The organism is Rhizobium sp. LjRoot254 (assembly GCF_964254105.1).
Classification (GTDB): Bacteria; Pseudomonadota; Alphaproteobacteria; order Rhizobiales; family Rhizobiaceae; genus Rhizobium_E.
The window spans coordinates 5,362,104-5,380,835 of the sequence record NZ_CAXUSM020000001.1; the positions used below are offsets into that span (position 1 = coordinate 5,362,104).

General features: G+C 61.7%; 12 protein-coding genes. 3 read left to right on the forward strand and 9 right to left on the reverse strand.

Annotated elements, in window-relative coordinates; all coding sequences use genetic code 11:
• Positions 1-15 precede the first annotated feature (15 nt).
• The 8 genes from ACSQ26_RS26515 to ACSQ26_RS26550 form a co-directional block, all read right to left on the reverse strand.
• Positions 16-681, reverse strand: coding sequence for an outer membrane lipoprotein carrier protein LolA (locus ACSQ26_RS26515; RefSeq protein WP_436014262.1), 666 nt, complete (start codon positions 679-681; stop codon positions 16-18).
• Between the two features lie 109 nt (positions 682-790).
• On the reverse strand, positions 791-3,502 hold the full coding sequence (locus ACSQ26_RS26520) for a DNA translocase FtsK 4TM domain-containing protein (RefSeq protein ID WP_436014264.1): 2,712 nt from the start codon (positions 3,500-3,502) through the stop codon (positions 791-793).
• 141 nt (positions 3,503-3,643) lie between these two features.
• Complete coding sequence (locus tag ACSQ26_RS26525; RefSeq protein WP_436014266.1) at positions 3,644-5,023, reverse strand: FGGY-family carbohydrate kinase; 1,380 nt, start codon at positions 5,021-5,023, stop codon at positions 3,644-3,646.
• 17 nt (positions 5,024-5,040) lie between these two features.
• The gene (locus tag ACSQ26_RS26530; protein ID WP_436014268.1) at positions 5,041-6,054 is read right to left on the reverse strand and encodes an ABC transporter permease; all 1,014 of its coding nucleotides are present in this window, start codon (positions 6,052-6,054) and stop codon (positions 5,041-5,043) included.
• Positions 6,051-7,031, reverse strand: coding sequence for an ABC transporter permease (locus tag ACSQ26_RS26535; protein WP_436014270.1), 981 nt, complete (start codon positions 7,029-7,031; stop codon positions 6,051-6,053). The genes ACSQ26_RS26530 and ACSQ26_RS26535 overlap by 4 nt, the downstream gene beginning before the upstream one ends.
• The gene (locus tag ACSQ26_RS26540; RefSeq protein ID WP_436014272.1) at positions 7,028-8,536 is read right to left on the reverse strand and encodes a sugar ABC transporter ATP-binding protein; all 1,509 of its coding nucleotides are present in this window, start codon (positions 8,534-8,536) and stop codon (positions 7,028-7,030) included. Before ACSQ26_RS26540 ends, ACSQ26_RS26535 begins: the two co-directional genes overlap by 4 nt.
• 255 nt (positions 8,537-8,791) lie before the next feature.
• Positions 8,792-9,781 carry a rhamnose ABC transporter substrate-binding protein gene (gene rhaS / locus ACSQ26_RS26545; RefSeq protein ID WP_436014274.1) on the reverse strand — a complete coding sequence of 330 codons (990 nt, stop codon included), beginning with the start codon at positions 9,779-9,781 and terminating at the stop codon, positions 8,792-8,794.
• Between the two features lie 42 nt (positions 9,782-9,823).
• Positions 9,824-10,633, reverse strand: coding sequence for a DeoR/GlpR family DNA-binding transcription regulator (locus ACSQ26_RS26550; RefSeq protein WP_436014276.1), 810 nt, complete (start codon positions 10,631-10,633; stop codon positions 9,824-9,826).
• Positions 10,634-10,828: 195 nt separating this feature from the next.
• Here ACSQ26_RS26550 and ACSQ26_RS26555 point away from each other — a divergent pair, with 195 nt between their 5' ends.
• Together ACSQ26_RS26555 and rhaI are read left to right on the forward strand one after the other, a co-directional pair.
• Positions 10,829-12,952, forward strand: a complete 2,124-nt coding sequence (locus ACSQ26_RS26555; RefSeq protein WP_436014278.1) for a bifunctional rhamnulose-1-phosphate aldolase/short-chain dehydrogenase — start codon at positions 10,829-10,831, stop codon at positions 12,950-12,952.
• 239 nt (positions 12,953-13,191) lie between these two features.
• A complete protein-coding gene (rhaI, locus tag ACSQ26_RS26560) occupies positions 13,192-14,481 on the forward strand; it encodes an L-rhamnose catabolism isomerase (RefSeq protein WP_436014280.1) in 1,290 nt (429 codons plus the stop codon).
• Here the strand turns inward: rhaI and ACSQ26_RS26565 are convergent.
• The gene (locus tag ACSQ26_RS26565) at positions 14,461-16,137 is read right to left on the reverse strand and encodes a sensor histidine kinase (RefSeq protein ID WP_436014282.1); all 1,677 of its coding nucleotides are present in this window, start codon (positions 16,135-16,137) and stop codon (positions 14,461-14,463) included. The two genes, rhaI and ACSQ26_RS26565, sit on opposite strands and share 21 nt — an antisense overlap.
• Positions 16,138-16,378: 241 nt before the next feature.
• Between ACSQ26_RS26565 and ACSQ26_RS26570 the strand changes: the two genes are divergently transcribed.
• The gene (locus tag ACSQ26_RS26570; protein WP_436014284.1) at positions 16,379-18,718 is read left to right on the forward strand and encodes a glucose/quinate/shikimate family membrane-bound PQQ-dependent dehydrogenase; all 2,340 of its coding nucleotides are present in this window, start codon (positions 16,379-16,381) and stop codon (positions 18,716-18,718) included.
• Positions 18,719-18,732 lie beyond the last annotated feature (14 nt).

Consider the following 18,732-nt stretch of genomic DNA (forward strand, 5'->3'; position numbering starts at 1 on the left):
AATGGAATGCGGCAATCAGCGGCCGTTGCCGCCCATGTTGTGTACTTCGTCATAGGGAATGCGGAAGACCGCCTTGTCGAAGGTGACGCCCGTCTGGGTGTTGAAGATCATCACCGACGTGTCCTTGCCCTGATTGTCGGTGATCGTCCACTGGCGCAGGTCGTAGCTCTTCGGGTCGAACATCATGGTAATCGTCGAATCGGCGAAGATAGACCTGTCGCCGAGCTTGATGGTGATCAGGTCCGCTTCTTCCTTGACGTCGCGGACCATCTTGCCCTTGAGGTCAATCCGCTCGTCGAGGAGAAGCGCGAGCGGCGTCTTGGACAGCGGATAGATATCCCATGTCTTGAGCTTGCTGTTGCCGATCACCACCGATTTGCCATCGGCGATAACCCGCATGGGAGACGGCTTTTCGTAATTGAAGCGGACCTTGCCGGGGCGTTCGAGGAAGAACTTGCCGGCCGTCTGTTCGCCGCGCGGGCCGAACTGCACGAACTCTCCCTGCATGGTTTTGACCGAGGAGAAGTGATCGGCGATCTTCTGGGCGATTTCGTTGTTGGCGGCCTGGGCGACCGAGAGGGGAAGCATCGCGAGAAGCGTGAAGGCCATAGTGCCGCTGACGAAATTGCGTCGTGTCAGGCCGACCTTTGCCATCATGGCCTTCATCTCGAATCTATCCATTCCAGTCTCCTTTTCCGCTCCTATCTGGAGAGAAAGTACGGCACCTTCAAGGCGCGCGTTTCGTCGCAGGCGGGTGCAAAACCAGTAACGCGGAACCCTTGCCTGGAGTTCACCGGGCGAGGACGTCCTCTTCGGTCGGCACCAGGATCTCGCGCTTTCCGGCATGGTTGGCAGGGCCGACGAGCCCTTCCTTCTCCATGCGCTCGATAATCGAGGCGGCGCGATTGTAGCCGATGCCGAGGCGGCGCTGGATATAAGAGGTCGATGCCTTGCCGTCCTTCAACACCACGGCGACCGCCTGATCATAGGGATCATCGGAATCGGCCAGATTGCCGATGCTTCCGGATGTGCCGTCATAGCCGCCGCCTTCGCTATCCTCGTCATCATCGGCAGTGATCGCGTCGAGATATTGCGGCGAGCCCTGGCTCTTGAGGAAAGCCACGACTTCCTCAACTTCAAGGTCCGAGACGAAGGGGCCATGGACGCGCTGGATGCGTCCGCCGCCTGCCATATAGAGCATGTCGCCCATGCCGAGCAGCTGTTCCGCACCCTGTTCGCCGAGAATGGTGCGGCTGTCGATCTTCGAGGTTACCTGGAAGGATATACGGGTCGGGAAGTTCGCCTTGATCGTGCCGGTGATGACGTCAACGGACGGACGCTGCGTCGCCATGATCACATGGATGCCGGCGGCACGGGCCATCTGGGCCAAGCGCTGGACCGCACCTTCGATATCCTTGCCGGCGGTCATCATCAGGTCGGCCATTTCGTCGATGATGACGACGATATAGGGGATCGGCGCGAGATCGAATTCCTCGGTCTCGTAGATCGCCTCGCCGGTGTGACGGTCGAAACCGGTCTGCACGGTGCGGGTGATCTGCTCGCCCTTTTCCACCGCCTTCTGGACGCGCTCATTGAAGCCGTCGATGTTGCGGACGCCGATCTTCGACATCTTCTTGTAGCGATCTTCCATCTCGCGGACGGTCCATTTGAGCGCCACGACGGCCTTCTTGGGATCGGTGACGACGGGCGACAGCAGATGCGGGATGCCGTCGTAGACCGAGAGTTCGAGCATCTTAGGGTCGATCATGATCAGGCGGCACTGCTCCGGCGTCATCCGGTAGACGAGCGACAGGATCATCGTGTTGATGGCGACGGATTTGCCCGAGCCGGTGGTGCCGGCGACCAACAGATGCGGCATCTTGGCGAGGTCGACGACGACGGGTTCGCCGCCGATGGTCTTGCCGAGCGCGACGGCTAGCTTGCACTTGGACTGGTCGAAATCGCGCGAGCCGATCATCTCGCGGAAGAACACCATTTCGCGGATCTTGTTGGGCAGTTCGATGCCGATGGCGTTGCGGCCGGGAACGACGGCGACGCGGGCAGCGATGGCGCTCATCGAGCGGGCGATATCGTCGGCGAGGCCGATGACGCGGGACGACTTGATGCCGGGGGCGGGCTCGAGTTCATAGAGCGTGACGACCGGGCCGGGGCGGACATGGATGATATTGCCCTTGACGCCGAAATCCTCCAGCACGCCTTCGAGGATGCGGGCGTTCTGCTGCAGCGCTTCGTTGGACAGCGACGCATCGCGGGCGACGGCCTTGGGTTCGGTGAGAAGTTCGATCGGCGGCAGGTCGAAGCCATCGTTCTTCTGGTTGGCGCGATGCTGTACGCCCGGCTGCGCGCGGGTGGCCTGCTGCGCCAGCTGCGGAGCAGCGGCACGGGCCGGCATCGGCACCTTGCGGGGCGAGCGGATTTCCGGGGTCATGCCCCAGTCCGCGCCATCGTCTTGGTCGTCATCGGCAAGGATGCCTGTCGGTCGGTCCAGATCGAAGGGCGGTTCGTCATCCTCGTCACCCATCCGGGGTGCGGAGACAATACGACGCGCCGACGAGGCGGAATTCCGCGTTTCGCCGAACATCGAGGGTTCGATACGGCCGCGATTGGCGAGCGCAACTGCGGCGCCGCGATCGTCCTCGTGCATCAGGCCGAATTCTTCGTTGTTCAGATCGTAGGGCTCGTCGAAGCTGCGCTTCACGAGCTTCCGGGCCGGCATTCCCGTCATGCGGCGAAAACGGGCCTGGGCGGAATAAAGCGCGTGAGCTGCAAAGCCCCGGATATAGGCGAAGGGTGATTCGCGTTCTTCATCCTCGTCGTCATCCTGCGCGACCGCCTGCTGCGTCTGCGGCTTGACGATCTTGACCGGCATCGAGGGCGCATTTGCTCTCTCGATGCGCTCGGGCTCGGATGTCACGACCAGGTTGGCAGAGAAGGCGAGCAGGCCGATTGCCGGCGTGGCGCAAACCGTGCCTATGACCATCGCGGCGATGCCTTCGGGATAGGAGCCGATGAAGAGTGCCGGGAACTTCAGAATGAGATCGCCGAATACGCCGCCGAGGCCATTGGGGATCGGCCAGGTGACCGGCGGCTTGAAGCAGGAGAGCGCGGCGGATGCCAGCACCGATCCGCCGAACCATGCGGCTGCGCGCGGGCCGACACGGTGGACCTGGACATTGAGCACCATCATCAACGCCCAGGCGAAGACCGGCAGCAGTGCCAGCACTGCGCCGAGACCGAAGAACTGCATCATCAAGTCGGTGAAATATGAGCCGGCCGAACCGAGTATGTTGGTCGGTTCGCGTGAGGTGGCGTTGGAGTAACTCGGATCGAGCACATTCCATGTCGATAGCGCTGCCACCGCCAGACCCAGCACGGTCAGCAGCGATATGCCCCCGATCGCCTTGGCCTGCCGCCAGAGAAATGAAGTCACAGTGAAGCGAACAGATCGGCTGTCATAATCGGCCGGAATGCTTCTTGCCATGGGTCGGTCACTCGCAATCGTAGAAGGCGCGCAAGGACATGCGCAATATTAGATGCTGCGAGAGTAGCCGGGGACGGTTAATCGACGCTTAACCATGCGTCGCAGGACACTGTTAATCCCGTTGAATTCGAGATTTTGACGTCAGCTATCAGCCAAGGTGCGCCATTCCGAGACGTAGGCTGCCAATCTCGGGTCGGGTGACAGCGAGGCTGTGCGGCTGCCGGACTGGATCTTGGCGTTGCGGCCAAGCGCCAGCAGGGCGGTGCCTGCAGCGGTGCCTGTAATGCCCGAGCCGCCGGTCATGATGTCGCGACCGGTCATCACATTGAGCGCTTCGAGATAGGTCGTGTTGCGAGCGAGCGGGCCTTCGACGATGACGGGCCCGTCGGCGCCGATCAGTTCCAGCGAGACTGCGGTCATCATGCCGATATAGAGCGACACGGCATATAGATAGGCGCCTGCCGACAGTGACTGCGGGTCGCCCTTCCAACTCGACTTGCGGCCGGTATAAGGGCCGGAATCATCCGGGAAGGCCGGAAGGAGCATGACGCCCTGGTCGAGCACGGCGTCGCGATCCGCAGCCGTGATCTCCGCACTTCCGTCCGCCTTGAGCATCGAGAACGCGCGGCCGCCCATGAAGCGCGCCGAAGGCACGGGGTCGCCGAAGGCGTTGACATTGACCAGCGTGTCGCGCTCTTCGGCAAGTGTCACCTGTTTGCCGCCAACGGAGAAGCAAATCACCCAGGTGCCGGTCGAGACGACCGAGAAGGGCGGATGGTCGGCCTTGAGATGGGTGAGCAGTGAGGCATTGGAATCATGGATGCCGCTGAAGACCGGCGTCGTGGGGGATAGTCCGGTCTCTTCCGCCAGTTCAGGTTTGAGAGGTCCGAGCACATCGAAAACACTGCCGATCGACGGCATAAGCCTGCGCCAGTCCATCACATCGACGAGCGACGAATATTCACGGCGGAAAGGATTCCAGAGATCGGTATGGGCGCCGATCGACGTTGGCTCGGTGGCGCGCACGCCGGTCAGCCGCATCGACCAGTATTGCGGGTAGGGGATGATCGAGGTGGCGCGGGCGAATTCGGCCGGAAAAGTTCGTGCTTGCCAGAACAGCTGCGCGCCGACATTCAGCCCGGCTGAAAGCATCGGTGAGCCGGTTTCGGAGAATGGCGGACGGACGGCCTGGTATTCTGCGCGCAGCGATTCCGGGCCATCGAATTCGTAATCGAGAACAGGGAGCGCCAGATCGCCATCGGCATCCACCAGCGTGATCGAGGCGCCATGCGCGGTTATGGCGATTGCATCGATCTTCGTTTGGCTGTTGATCTCGCCGAGCGCGGTGAGGATGAAGGTCCACAGGCCCTCGATATCGTAATGCGGATAGGGGCCGGTACGGATCACCCGGTTCTCGATCGACCGCACGTGGCTTTCGCGGCCCTCTGCAAGATCGAACAGCGCGACCTTGCCATTGGTCTTGCCGATATCGATCACGGCAACATTGCGTATTTCCGGCATGGCCCCTCCCGGCGTCATCAATGCGCTTGCGCCTTGCGGCGCTGGCCGATCCTACCGGCAATCACCGGGACCGCAATGACCAGGATGAGAAGCAGGCCGATGAAGATCGACATGACGATGCCGGGCACGTTGAGCAGGCCGAAGCCGAACGTCACCAGCCCCATGATGATGGCGGCCAGCACGATGCCGGGGATGGTGCCGGAGCCGCCATTGATGTTGATGCCGGCGAGCACGACCATGGTCACGGCCTCGAGTTCCAGGCCGGTGGCGATCGATGGCCGCGTCGAGCCGAGGCGGGAAGTGAGGCAGACGGCGGCGATACCGCTCATCAGGCCGGTGAGCAGAAAGAGGATGAATTTCACCCGCGCCACTTTCACGCCCGAGAAGAGCGCGGCGATAGGGTTGTTGCCGATCGCATAGGTCACTCGGCCGAAACTAGTGCGATGGAGCAGGATGTAGAACAGCACCGCCATGACTGCGAAGAGCGCCAGTTCGAACGAGAATACCCACCAGACATAGCCCTGGCCGAAATAGGAGAAGCCGTCGGGATACTGCGTATAGGCCTTGTCGCCGAGGATGATGTAGGCGAGGCCTCGGAACAGGCTCATCGTGCCGATGGTCACGACGATCGAAGGCAGGCCCAAGCCAGTGACCAGCCAGCCATTGATGGCGCCGCAGACGAGGCCGGTGCCCATGCCGACCAGCACCAGTTCGGGTGCGCCCGCGCCATGACTCGCTGCCATGCCCATCATGGTCGACGAAATCGCGATGATCGAGGCAACAGAGAGATCGATCTCGCCCGCGATGATCACCAGTGCGAGTGCAAGCGCGACGAGCGCCTTTTCGGTGAAGTTGAATGTGGCGTCCGACAGGTTCCACGGATCGAGGAAATAGGGCGAAGCGAAGGAATTGATCGTGAAAATCACCACCATCACCACGACGAGCAGGGTTTCCCAGCTCTTCAGTGCACGTTCGGGCAGGCCCTTGAGGCGATCCGGAATCTGGCGGGGCGTCGGATTTGCGATGCTCATGCCGCAGCCTCCGCGCGTCTGAGGATGACGCGACCCTTCTTGCGCTCGGCGCGGGCGTTGAATGCCACCGCGATGATGATGACGGTGCCCGATATGGCGAGCTGCCAGAAGGGCGACACGTTGATGACCGGCAGCGCGTTCTTGATGACGCCGAGGAAGAGCGCGCCGAGCACCGCGCCGGGCACCGAGCCGATGCCGCCGGCGATGGAGACGCCGCCGATGACGCAGGCGGCCACGACATCGAGCTCAAAGCCGAGCGCGATATCGACATAGGCCACCGCGTAGCGCGAGACCCAGAGATAGCCGGCAAGACCTGAAAGCGCGCCCGAGATCATGAAGGCCCTGAAGCGGGCACGGCCGGGATTGATACCGGCATAGACGGCGGCATTGGCATTGCCGCCGACCGCGAAGAACGAGCGGCCGAGTGCCGTTCGGCCGATCACCACGAACATGATTGCTATCGCGGCAATCGACAGCCAGCTCAACACCGGCATGCCGAGGACGATATCGCGCGGGAACGCCTTGAAGCTGGCCGACATCTGGTGGGCGTTGACCCATTTGCCGTCGGTCAGCAGGAAGATCGAGCCACGGAAGATGGTCATCGTGCCGAGCGTGACGACGATCGGCGGCATGGCGAGCTTCCAGACCAGCAGGCCGTTGATCGAGCCGAGCGTTGCGCCAAGCGCGACCGCCGCGAGGATCAACAGCGGCACGGGTACGCCGGGAAAGGCGATGTTGAGCATGGCGGAGACCATGCCGCACAGCGCGAGGTTCGCGGCCATCGACAGGTCGATGCACTTGGTGAGGATGACGCCCATCTGGCCGAGCGCCAGGATGATCAGGATCGAGGTGTCGTGATAGACATTGCCGAGGCTCGGCAGCGACAGGAATTGCGGCACCCGCAGCGAAATCAGCAAAACCAGCGCGACGATTGCCGCGAGCAGCTGCAATTCGCGATATTTGAGCAGGGCATTCATGCTGCTTCTCCGATGCCGGCGGCGGCGCGCACGAGTTTTTCGGCGGTGAGGCCATCGCGCGGGAATTCGCCGACGATGCGGCCTTCGCGCATGACGATGACGCGATCGGCCATGCCGAGGATTTCGGGGATTTCCGAGGATACCATGATGACCGAGAGGCCCTGTGCTGCAAGTTCGCCCATGAATTCGTGGACGGCGGCCTTGGAGCCGATGTCGATGCCCTTGGTCGGCTCATCGAGGATGATGACTTTGGGCCTGGTGGCGAGCCACTTGGCGATGACGACCTTCTGCTGGTTGCCGCCTGAGAGCGTGCCGACATCCTGGTCGAGCGAGGCGGCGCGGAGGTCGAGGCGCGACGTATATTCGCGCGCCAACCGGAATTCCTCGGCGAGCTGGAGGAAACCATTTCGCGAGGTGCGATGGATCGAAGGCAACGTGACGTTCTGGAAGATCGGCAGGCCGATGACGGCGCCCTGGCGGCCACGCTCTTCGGGCACATAGACGATGCCCTTGGCGACTGCTTCGCTGGGAGAGCGGATGACCGCGACCTCGCCGTCGATCCTGATCGCGCCCTTCGAGGGCTTGGTGATGCCGAACAGCGCCTGCATGAATTCCGACCGGCCGGCGCCAACAAGGCCGTAGAAGCCGAGGATCTCGCCGCGGCGAAGCTCGAAGCCGATGGAGTCGAATTCGGTCGGATGAGAATAACCAGTCACGGTCAGCACCGGCGGGCCGATCTCGACATGTTTCTTGGGGAAGACCAGCCCGATATCACGCCCGACCATCAGGCGCACTAGGTCGTCTTCATTGGTCTCGCGGATCAGGCCCTCGCCGACCATCTGGCCGTCGCGGAACACGGTGTAGCGATCGGCGATGCGGAAGATCTCATCGAACTTGTGGCTAATGAAGAGGATCGCCTTGCCCTGCGCCCGGAGGCGATCGACCAATTCGTAGAGTTCGGCGATCTCCTTGTGCGAGAGCGCGGCGGTCGGCTCATCCATGATGACGACCTGCGCATCAACCGAGAGCGCGCGGGCAATCGCCACCATGTGGCGCGAGGCGATGGCGAGATCGCGCAGCCGGGTTCTGGGATCGATTTTCGCACCGGCCTTTTCGAGCAGGTCGCGGGCGCCGTCATACATGGCGTTCCAGTCAATCAAGCCGAAGCGGCCGCGCGGCTGGTGGCCGATGAAGATGTTTTCCGCCACCGAAAGCTCGTCGAACAGCACCGTTTCCTGATGGATGGCGGTGATGCCTGCTTTCAGTGCGGCGTGCGCGGAATGGAATGTCGTGGGTTGGCCCGAAAGCGTGATCTCGCCTTCCTCGGGCTGGTAGATGCCGGTCAGGACCTTGACCAGGGTCGATTTGCCGGCGCCGTTCTCGCCGACGAGCGCGGTGACTTCGCCGGGATAGAGCGCGAGCGATACGCCGCTGAGGGCTTTCACGCCGGGGAAGGATTTGGATATTCCCGTAAGCGTGATCGTGGGGGCGGCTGGAATGGTCATTGCGTCCATGGCGTTCGTATTGGTTGCACCCCCCTCTGTCCTGCCGGACATCTCCCCCACAAGGGGGGAGAGTGACTCGCGGATTGCGTTCATGCTCCCGCTACGTCGAACAAGTTGCGACGTCGCTGTCGAGACGGGGCAGCGCTCCATCCATTCTCCCCCCTTGTGGGGGAGATGCCCGGCAGGGCAGAGGGGGGTGTTTTTTGGAACGAAAAGGTGGCCCGACATTCACTCCGGGCCACCGCATTAAAAAAATCAGAAGATCTTGGCGAATTCGTCCACGTTCTTGGCGTCATAGACGAACGGGTCGGACATCGCGCCTTCGAGGTTGTCATCGAGCTTCAGCGAGCCCATGCGGCCCATCTTGATCTCTGCGCCCGGCTTGGCTTCGGCACCGTTGATCAACTGGTAAGACAGCATGGCAGCGGAATAGCCGAGGTCGATCGGGTTCCAGATCGCGAAGGACTTGGACGAGCCGGCCTTCACATGACCAGCCATTTCCGAGGGAAGGCCGAGGCCGGTGACGTTGATCTGGCCGACCTTGCCTCCGTCTTCGACAGCCTGCGCGGCCGCCACGATGCCGACCGAGGTCGGTGCGATGATCGCCTTGAGGTTCGGGTACTTCTGGATCAGGCCCTGCGTTTCGCGATAGGACTTGTCGGCGAGGTCGTCGCCATAGACGGTAGCGACGACGTTGATGCCCTTGTAGTTCGGCAGCACCTTGTTCATCTCGGCAATCCAGGTGTTCTGGTTGGTCGCCGTTGCGGAGGCCGAAAGCACGGCCACGTCACCGCCTTCAGGCAGGTTGTCGGCAGCGAGCTTGATGATCATGTTGCCGATCAGGGGGTTGGACGAGGGGTTGAGGTGCAGCATGCGGCCGTCCTTGGCGACGCCCGAATCCCACGAAATGACCTTGATGCCGCGATCCATGGCCTTCTTCAGCGCGGGAACCAGCGCGTCGGCATCGTTGGCGGAGACGGCGATCGCATCGACCTTCTGGGCGATCAGCGAGTTGATGACTTCGATCTGGCCTTCAGCGGTCGTGGTCGTCGGGCCGGTATAGATGATCTCGACGTCACCGAGCTCCTTGGCCGCTTCCTGGGCGCCCTTGTTGGCGGCGTCGAAGAAGCCGATGCCGAGCGCCTTGACGACCAGCGCGATCTTCTTGGTCTCCGCATGCGCCACGCCCGACATGAGCGCGGTGGTGATTGCGGCAGTCACGAGCAGTTTCTTCAGAATTCCCATGATTTCCTCCCTGGGGTTTGACTTGCCTCCGGCTTTCCCTCCTCAGGAAATGGCCGAAGATTTCTCGATTGCAGTTTCCTCCTTGCCGGCGACGATCAGTTTCACGCCGGCGCTTTCGAGCATCGCGGCATGTCTGTCCTCGATGCCGGAATCTGTGATGACGGTGGCGATCCGCTTCAATCCGCAGAGGATGAGGCTGGATCGCTTGCTGAATTTGGATGAATCGACCAGCACGATCAGGTCGTCGGCCTGGTCGATGAGCTTCTGTTCTGCCTGGATCAGCAGCGGGTCGGTCTCCATCAGGCCGAGCGGTCCTAGGCCCTGGGCGCCCATGAACATGCGGTGCGCATAGAAATTGCGCGTCACGTCATTGTCGAAGGGCGAGAGGATGACGCTCTGCTCGCGATAGATCACGCCGCCCGACACCATCACGGTGTTCTTGGAATGCTTGATCAGGTGCTCGGCGATCGGGAATGAATTTGTGAAGACCTGCATGCGGCGGTTGACCAGGAAATGCACCATCTGGAACGTCGTGGTTCCACCATTGATGATGATCGCGTCGCCATCCTCGCAGAGCGCCACCGCCTCGCGGGCGATCTGCTGCTTCTGGCGGGAATTGATATTTTCGCTGACCGAGAATGGCCGGCCGGCAAGGCCGACGAACTGCGGTGGGTGAAGCGCCTCGGCGCCACCGCGCACCCGGCGGAGCTTTTTCTGCACGTGAAGGGCGGCGATATCGCGCCGGATCGTCGCTTCCGAACTGTCGGTCAATTCCACCAGTTCGGGCACGGTCACGACAGGTTTTTCCTGTACCGCTGATACGATGATCCTGTGGCGTTCTTTCTCGTGCATGGTCCCTCCCATGCTTTTCATGCTTCCATCATTTCCGCGCAGTGTCAATCATGTTTGATCATATTATTTCATTGTGCGCTGCAATATGACGGAATTTGATCGTTTATGATTGACAACGCTCCGGCTTCCGTGTGATTTGAGCACGAAACATTTCACCGTGCCAAAGGTGCGGCAAGCTTCCGGGAGGAGACCGATATGAGCGCAGAGAGCGGCGGCGCGCGACCAGAGGACGGTTCTGCGAACCGCCTCGAAAACCTGTGGGACAAGACCAGGGCGGACGCGATGAGCGAGCCGGAGCGCCTGATCTATCGTTCGAACCTGCTCGGTTCCGACAAGCGCATCACCAATTACGGCGGCGGCAATACCTCGGCCAAGGTGATGGAGAAGGATCCGCTGACCGGTGAGCAGGTCGAGGTTCTCTGGGTCAAGGGTTCGGGCGGCGATGTCGGCACGATCAAGCGCGATGGCTTCGCGACGCTCTACATGAGCAAGCTGAATGCGCTGAAAAACATCTATCGCGGCGTCGAATTCGAAGACGAGATGGTGGATTATCTCACCCATTGCACCTTCAATCTCAATCCGCGCGCCGCCTCGATCGATACGCCGCTGCATGCCTATGTGCCGCGCGTTCATGTCGATCACATGCATCCCGATGCGGTCATCGCGATTGCCGCGTCGAAGAACTCGAAGGAATTGACACAAGAGATCTTCGGCGGCGAGATCGGATGGCTGCCGTGGAAGCGGCCGGGCTTCGAGCTCGGCCTGTGGCTGTCGAAATATTGCGCCGAGAACCCCACTGCGCGCGGCGTGGTGCTCGAAAGCCATGGCCTGTTCACTTGGGGCGATACGGCCGAGGAAAGCTACCTCACCACGATCGAGATCATCAACAAGGCGATCGCCTGGTTCGAGGGCAAGATCACCGGCCCCGTGTTCGGCGGCGTCAAATATACGCCACTGCAAGAGGATCAACGCCGAGAAATAGCCGGCCGGTTGATGCCCGTCATCCGCGGCATGATCTCGGCGTCGGAATCCAAAGCCGGCCATTTCGACGACAGCGCGGCAGTGCTGGAATTCGTTTCGTCCAACAATCTCGATCCGCTTGCGGCACTCGGCACCTCCTGCCCCGACCATTTCCTGCGCACCAAGATCCGGCCACTGGTCGTCGATTTCGACCCGTCCAATCCCGATATCGAAAAGACGCTTGCCGGGCTCGAAGCGGCCGTCGCCGAATATCGCGAGGGCTACAAGGTCTATTACGAGCGCTGCAAGCGGGACAATTCCCCCGCGATCCGCGATCCCAACGCGGTGGTCTATCTCGTGCCCGGCGTCGGCATGATCACCTTTGCCAAGGACAAGGCGACGGCGCGCATCTCGGGCGAGTTCTATGTCAACGCGATCAATGTCATGCGCGGCTCGTCCTCCGTTTCGACCTATATGGGCTTGCCGGAACAGGAGGCCTTCGACATCGAATACTGGCTGCTCGAGGAAGCCAAGCTGAGCCGCATGCCGAAGCCGAAGACGCTGGCCGGCAAGGTCGCGCTGATCACTGGCGGCGCCGGCGGTATCGGCCGGGCGACGGCCGAGCGCTTCCTGCGTGAGGGTGCCTGCGTGGTGCTTGCCGATATCGACCAGACGGCGCTCGAAGCTGCAGTGGCGGATTTCTCCAAGCGCTATGGCGCCGACCAGGTTCGACCCGCGATGATCAACGTCACCAGCGAGCAGGAAGTCATCGATGGTTTTGCCTACGCGCTGACGGAGTTCGGCGGTCTGGATATCCTTGTCTCGAATGCCGGGCTGGCTTCCTCCGCGCCCATCGCGGAGACGACGCTGGCGCTGTGGGACAAGAACATGGACATCCTGGCCAAGGGCTATTTCCTGGTGTCGCGCGAAGCGTTCCGGGTGTTCGAAACGCAGAAGATCGGCGGCAATATCGTGTTCGTGGCATCCAAGAACGGTCTTGCTGCCTCACCGAATGCGGCTGCCTATTGCACGGGCAAGGCAGCGGAGATCCATCTCGCCCGTTGCCTGGCGCTCGAAGGCGCGGAAAAGGGTATTCGCGTCAATACGGTCAATCCTGATGCGGTGCTGCGCGGCTCCAAGATCTGGACCGGCGAATGGAAGGAACAGCGGGCGGCGGCCTACAAGATGTCGACGGACGATCTTGAGGAACACTATCGCGCACGATCGATGCTGAAACTCTCGGTGTTTCCGGAGGATATTGCGGAGGGGATTTATTTCTTTGCATCCCCGGCTTCGGCGAAGTCGACGGGGAATATTCTGAATGTCGATGCGGGGAATGCGCAGGCGTTTACGCGGTAAAAGTCACGACCGGTAGAGGGGCGGGGAAGCCCCCTCATCCGGCCCTCGGCCACCTTCTCCCCGCTGGGGAGAAGAGGTTGCTTGATGAACCGACCAGCCAAAATCTAGCGTCGAGATCGCGGCGTCAATTGAGAATGAGGAATGCGCCGCGCACTCCCTCTTCTCCCCAGCGGGGAGAAGGTGGCCCATAGGGCCGGATGAGGGGGGTGCCGCAGGCCAGAATTTTGGGGAGGAAAACCATGACCATGATTTCCAAAAGCGTCGTCGACGCGTCGAACGACAAGGCGCTCGCGGCGCTGAAAGCCGACTACGCCCATCTCGGCGAAGTGCTTTCGCGGCGTGGCATCGATATCGACTGGGTGAAGAACAAGGTCGCGGCCTATGGCGTGGCGGTGCCGTCATGGGGCGTCGGCACCGGCGGTACGCGGTTCGCGCGTTTTCCCGGCCAGGGCGAGCCGCGGCATATCTTCGACAAGATGGAGGATTGCGCCGTCATCCAGGAATTGACCCGCGCGACACCGACCGTCTCACTGCATATTCCGTGGGACAAGGTCGCAGATATTTCGGAGCTCAAGCAGAAGGGGGATGATCTCGGCCTCGGTTTCGATGCGATGAATTCGAATACCTTCCAGGACCAGCCGCAGCAGCGGCTTTCCTACAAGTATGGCTCGCTCTCCCATGCCGACCGGGCGACGCGACAGCAGGCGGTGGACCACAATATCGAATGTATCGAGATCGGCCAGCAACTTGGGTCCAAGGCGCTGACGGTGTGGATCGGCGATGGCTCGAACTTCCCCGGCCAGAGCAATTTCACCCGCGCCTTCGAGCGCTATCTCGAGGCGATGAAGTCCGTCTACAAGCACCTGCCCGACGACTGGCGGATCTTCTCCGAGCACAAGATGTACGAGCCGGCCTTCTATTCGACGGTCGTGCAGGATTGGGGCAGCAATTACCTGATCGCAACGGAACTCGGTCCAAAGGCCTATTGCCTTGTCGATCTCGGGCATCACGCGCCGAACGTCAATATCGAGATGATCGTCGCGCGGCTGATCCAGTTCAGGAAACTCGGCGGCTTCCATTTCAACGATTCGAAATATGGTGACGACGACCTCGATACGGGTTCGATCGACCCCTATCGCCTGTTCCTCGTCTTCAACGAACTGGCGGATGCGGAGCTTTCCAACGTCGAGGGCTTCAATCCAGCACACATGCTGGACCAGTCACATAACGTCACCGATCCGATCGAGAGCCTGATGACCTCGGCGATGGAAGTCTGCCGCGCCTATGCGCAGGCGCTGATCGTGGATCGCAAGGCGCTGAGCGAATATCAGGAAGGCGGCGATGCTTTGCTGGCTTACGAAACGCTGAAGCGTGCCTTCCGCACCGATGTCGGGCCGATCCTCGCGATGGCGCGGCTGGAGCAGGGCGGTGCGATCAATCCGGTCGCGGCCTATCGCGCCTCCGGCTACCGTAAAAAGGTGGGCGACGAGCGGCCTGCGGTCACCGGATCAGGCGGTGGCATCGTCTGACACCGCTTCGTGCTTTTCCGGGCAGACCGGCTTGAAACGAAGCGTGAAATGCAGGCCCTCCGGCCGGTAGTCGAACTTGACGTCCGGCTGGTACTCGGGCGGGAAAGCGCGGGTGATGACCTTGGTGCCGAAGCCTTCTTTCTCGGGTATAGAGACGGCAGGCCCGTCGTGCTCGCGCCATTCCAGTGATATCCCATTGTCATCGTTCGACCAGGTGATGCTCACGTAGCCGGCGAAATTGCTGAGTGCGCCATATTTCGCCGCATTGGTCGCGAGTTCGTGGATGACCAGGGTCAGGGCGATCACGGCCTGCGGCGGCAGCGAGATATCGGGCCCCTCGACCTTGAAGTGGTCGTCGTTGGCATCGTGATGGGGGCTGATTGCGCGCGCTACGACATCGTGGATATCGCCACTCTCCCAATCCTCGGCCAACAGCGTGTCGTAGGCGCCAGCCAGGGCGCGGACCCTGAGCGAATAGGTCTCGAGTGCTTCCGGCGGCACGATCCGGCCGAATGTCTGGCGTGCGATGGCCTGGACCACGGACAGCGTGTTCTTGACGCGGTGGGAGAGTTCGCGGGTGAGGAAGCCACGCGCGCCTTCCGCGTCCTCGGCGCGCAGGCGCCTGCGATTGAGTTCGTCGAGAAGATTGTCCACTGAGGCGCCGACCTGGCCCACCTCGCCCTGACGCCCGTGCATGCCCGTCCGCGCAGTAATGTCGCCGCCGGCCCAGCGTTCGAGAACCGAGACGACCTTCTGGATCGGCCTGAGAATGAAACGGTTGCCCACGAAAACGGCCGCAAATGCCGATGCGATGCCGCCGATGGCAATCAGCATGATGGCGGTCCATGTGGCCCGGTTGATTCCCTCGAAGACCGTGTCCTTGGCAATGCCCGCTGAGATATAAAGTGGCGTCTCGTCGGTGGGAGGCTGATATCCGACAATTCTCACCAAGCCATCCCGGCTCATGACCTCCCTTGTGCCGGGTGCCTTTGCATCGAGAAGATACATGTATGCGTCGCCCATCTTCGAGCCGACAATGCCGGGCTGCGTTGGCGTCCGCACCAGGATCGTCCCCTGGCGATCGACGATGGCCACGATGCCGCTCTTTGGCGTGCCGCGCTCCTGGATTCGCTCCTGCAGCCATTGCAGCTTGATGCCCGTGAGGATGACGCCCTTGAGCACGCCCTTGTGCCAGAGGGAACGCGCCACGGGAAGGACCTCGATGCCCGACCGCCGTCCCTTTGTGAAGCCACCGATCGCGAAGGTGTTGTTCTTGATGGCCTCCTTGAAGAAGTCCCGATCGGAGATGTCCGATCCGAGCGGATTGGACAGGCTGTCGCAGACGATCTTGCCGTTGACGTCAGCCACCGCGATATTGCCGATGGACGGAACCTGGACGGCGATCTCGTTGAGGGCATCGTGGCATGCCTGCGCTTCCACCTCGGCGACGCTCGGGATCACCGAACTCGCGATCAGCACGCTCCTTGTCCCCTCGAGAATCCGGTCGATTTCGGAGGCGACCTGCCGGGAGGTCTGAAGCATCTGCAGGCGCACTTCCGCGTCGCGCTGCTGGCGATACCAGAATTCGTTATAGGCAAGCATGCCTATCGCCGGTATCAGCGCGGTGAGGGCCACCGCAAACAGCCGTTTTTTCATTTCGCCCCCGATCGTCGTCCGCGCAATATCAGCATTCCCGCACGGCCGCCGCAAGCAGCGGATGCCAATCGGCCCGCACTGACCACAGCTTGTTACCCATCGACGGCAGATTCCCCGAGCGAATCACGCTATCATAGCAGCGATCGGTTGGCACGCCGCACGATTGTGCGGAACTGCACGCCCGATCAGTATGTTACAGCGAAATATCCCTGTTCTTTCCAGAATCTAGCGGGTGCTTCAAATGATACTTCTCACGATTACCTGGATCATCTTCGGCCTGATCGGTCTCGCGCTGGCCGCCGGAGGCGGCTATCTCGTCTCGCTCGGCGGCAGCCCTTATTACCTGGTTGCCGGATTGGGCTTTCTGCTCACCGCAGTGCTGTTGGCCATGCGCCGACCCCTGGCGCTGAGTGTCTACGGGCTCGTCATCCTGCTGTCGCTCGTATGGGCGGTGTGGGAGATCGGTTTCGACTGGTGGCAACTCGGTCCGCGCGGCGGCGTCATCGTCCTTCTCGGCATCTGGCTGCTGCTTCCATGGGTCAGGCGTCCGCTGGGGCCGATGGACGCGGTTGATCAGCGACGTGGTGCTGCTGCCTGGCCGGTCGCGGTGCCCGTGCTTGTTGCAATTGTCGTCGCGGGCTACGCGATGTTCCAGGATCCGCACGATCTCTCGGGCGAGTTGCCGGATGCGACCACGAAGACTGCCGCCACATCGGCCGTGCCCGATGGAGAATGGCATCAGTACGGACGCACGCCGCTCGGCCAGCGCTGGTCACCGCTCGACCAGATCACGCCAGCGAATGTTGCCGGGCTGAAAGAGACCTGGCGATTCCAGACCGGGGACGTCAAGCTGAAGGACGATGTCGGCGAGACGACCTACCAAGTCACGCCGATCAAGATCGGCAACCGGCTGTTTCTCTGCACGCCGCACAACTGGGCCATCGCGCTCGATGCGACGACGGGCAAGCAGATCTGGAAATACGATTCAAATTCCGGGATGAACAAGGACCGTCAGCACCAGACCTGCCGGGGTGTTACCTATTACAAGGATTCCGCAGCGGCGGCAGGCTCCGCCTGCGCCGAGCGCGTCTATCTGCCGACATCCGATGCGCGACTGATCGCGCTCGACGCGGACAAGGGCACCGTCTGTGAAAGTTTCGCCGACAAGGGCATGCTGCATCTCGAAACGGGCATGCTGCACAAGCCGGCGGGCTATTATTACTCGACGTCTCCGCCTGTCATCGTTGCCGGCAAGATCATCATCGGCGGGGCGGTCAACGACAATTATTCCACGACAGAACAATCCGGCGTCATCCGTGCCTTCGATGTGCATACCGGCGCTCTGATCTGGAACTGGGACTCGGGCAATCCGGCAAAGACCATGCCGATCGGGCCGGACGAGCACTACGTCACCAATTCGCCCAACAGTTGGTCGGTGTTCTCGGTCGATGAGGCGCTCGGCCTTGTCTATATCCCGCTCGGCAACCAGGTGCCGGACCAGATCGGCATCGGCCGCAGCGAAAATGTCGAGAAGTATTCGTCCTCCATCGTGGCGCTCGACATCAATACCGGGCAGGACCGCTGGGTGCGGCAGACTGTGCATCACGATCTCTGGGATATGGACGTGCCGGCGCAGCCCGCGCTGCTCGACCTGACCGGGGCCGATGGGACCACCGTGCCGGCGCTGGTCGGTGCGACCAAGCAGGGCGATATCTACGTTCTCGATCGGCGCACCGGCGAGCCGATCATTCCGGTCAAGGAAGTCCCTGCTCCCGGAGGTGCCATCGAGGGCGATTTCACCGCAAAGACCCAGCCGGTCTCCGACCTCACCTTCATGCCGAGGCCGATCGAGGAAAAGGACATGTGGGGCGTCACCATGTTCGACCAGCTCATGTGCCGGATCGATTTCCACAAGCTCAAATACGAAGGCCGCTATACGCCGCCATCGCTCCAGGGCACGCTCGTCTATCCCGGCAATTTCGGTACCTTCAACTGGGGCTCGGTCGCGGTCGATCCCGAGCGGCAGGTGATGTTCGGCATGCCGACCTATCTCGCCTTCACCTCACGCCTTGTGCCGCGTGCCGACGTTCCGCCGAAGGGGCAGGACGAGAAGGGATCGGAACAAGGTCTCAACCGCAATGACGGCGCGCCGTACGGCGTCTATATGGGGCCGTTCCTCGGGCCACTGAAAATTCCCTGCCAGGCGCCGCCATGGGGTTATGTCGCGGCCGCGGATCTCAAGACCGGCAAGATCGCCTACAAGCGTGTCAACGGCACCGTCCAGGACATGACGCCATTGCCGCTGCCGTTCAAGGTCGGGGTACCCGGCATTGGCGGTCCGATCATCACGCGGGGCGGCGTGGCATTCCTGGGTGCAGCGGTGGACGATTATCTCCGCGCTTATGACCTGAAGACGGGTCGTGAGCTCTGGCGCGGACGGCTTCCCGCCGGCGGCCAGGCGACGCCGATGACCTATCTCGATGCTGACAACCGGCAGATCGTGCTGATCGTGGCGGGCGGGCATGGATCGGTCGGAACCAAGCCAGGTGACTATGTCATCGCCTATGCGCTGCCGAAGTGACCAGACATGAAACG

Excerpts from the sequence above, each read along its gene's own strand:
- ACSQ26_RS26515 (WP_436014262.1), bottom strand. The coding sequence starts at position 681 with ATGGATAGATTCGAGATGAAGGCCATGATGGCAAAGGTCGGCCTGACA.
- ACSQ26_RS26520 (WP_436014264.1), bottom strand. The coding sequence starts at position 3,502 with ATGGCAAGAAGCATTCCGGCCGATTATGACAGCCGATCTGTTCGCTTC.
- ACSQ26_RS26525 (WP_436014266.1), bottom strand. The coding sequence starts at position 5,023 with ATGCCGGAAATACGCAATGTTGCCGTGATCGATATCGGCAAGACCAAT.
- ACSQ26_RS26530 (WP_436014268.1), bottom strand. The coding sequence starts at position 6,054 with ATGAGCATCGCAAATCCGACGCCCCGCCAGATTCCGGATCGCCTCAAG.
- ACSQ26_RS26535 (WP_436014270.1), bottom strand. The coding sequence starts at position 7,031 with ATGAATGCCCTGCTCAAATATCGCGAATTGCAGCTGCTCGCGGCAATC.
- ACSQ26_RS26540 (WP_436014272.1), bottom strand. The coding sequence starts at position 8,536 with ATGACCATTCCAGCCGCCCCCACGATCACGCTTACGGGAATATCCAAA.
- rhaS (WP_436014274.1), bottom strand. The coding sequence starts at position 9,781 with ATGGGAATTCTGAAGAAACTGCTCGTGACTGCCGCAATCACCACCGCG.
- ACSQ26_RS26550 (WP_436014276.1), bottom strand. The coding sequence starts at position 10,633 with ATGCACGAGAAAGAACGCCACAGGATCATCGTATCAGCGGTACAGGAA.
- ACSQ26_RS26555 (WP_436014278.1), top strand. The coding sequence starts at position 10,829 with ATGAGCGCAGAGAGCGGCGGCGCGCGACCAGAGGACGGTTCTGCGAAC.
- rhaI (WP_436014280.1), top strand. The coding sequence starts at position 13,192 with ATGACCATGATTTCCAAAAGCGTCGTCGACGCGTCGAACGACAAGGCG.
- ACSQ26_RS26565 (WP_436014282.1), bottom strand. The coding sequence starts at position 16,137 with ATGAAAAAACGGCTGTTTGCGGTGGCCCTCACCGCGCTGATACCGGCG.
- ACSQ26_RS26570 (WP_436014284.1), top strand. The coding sequence starts at position 16,379 with ATGATACTTCTCACGATTACCTGGATCATCTTCGGCCTGATCGGTCTC.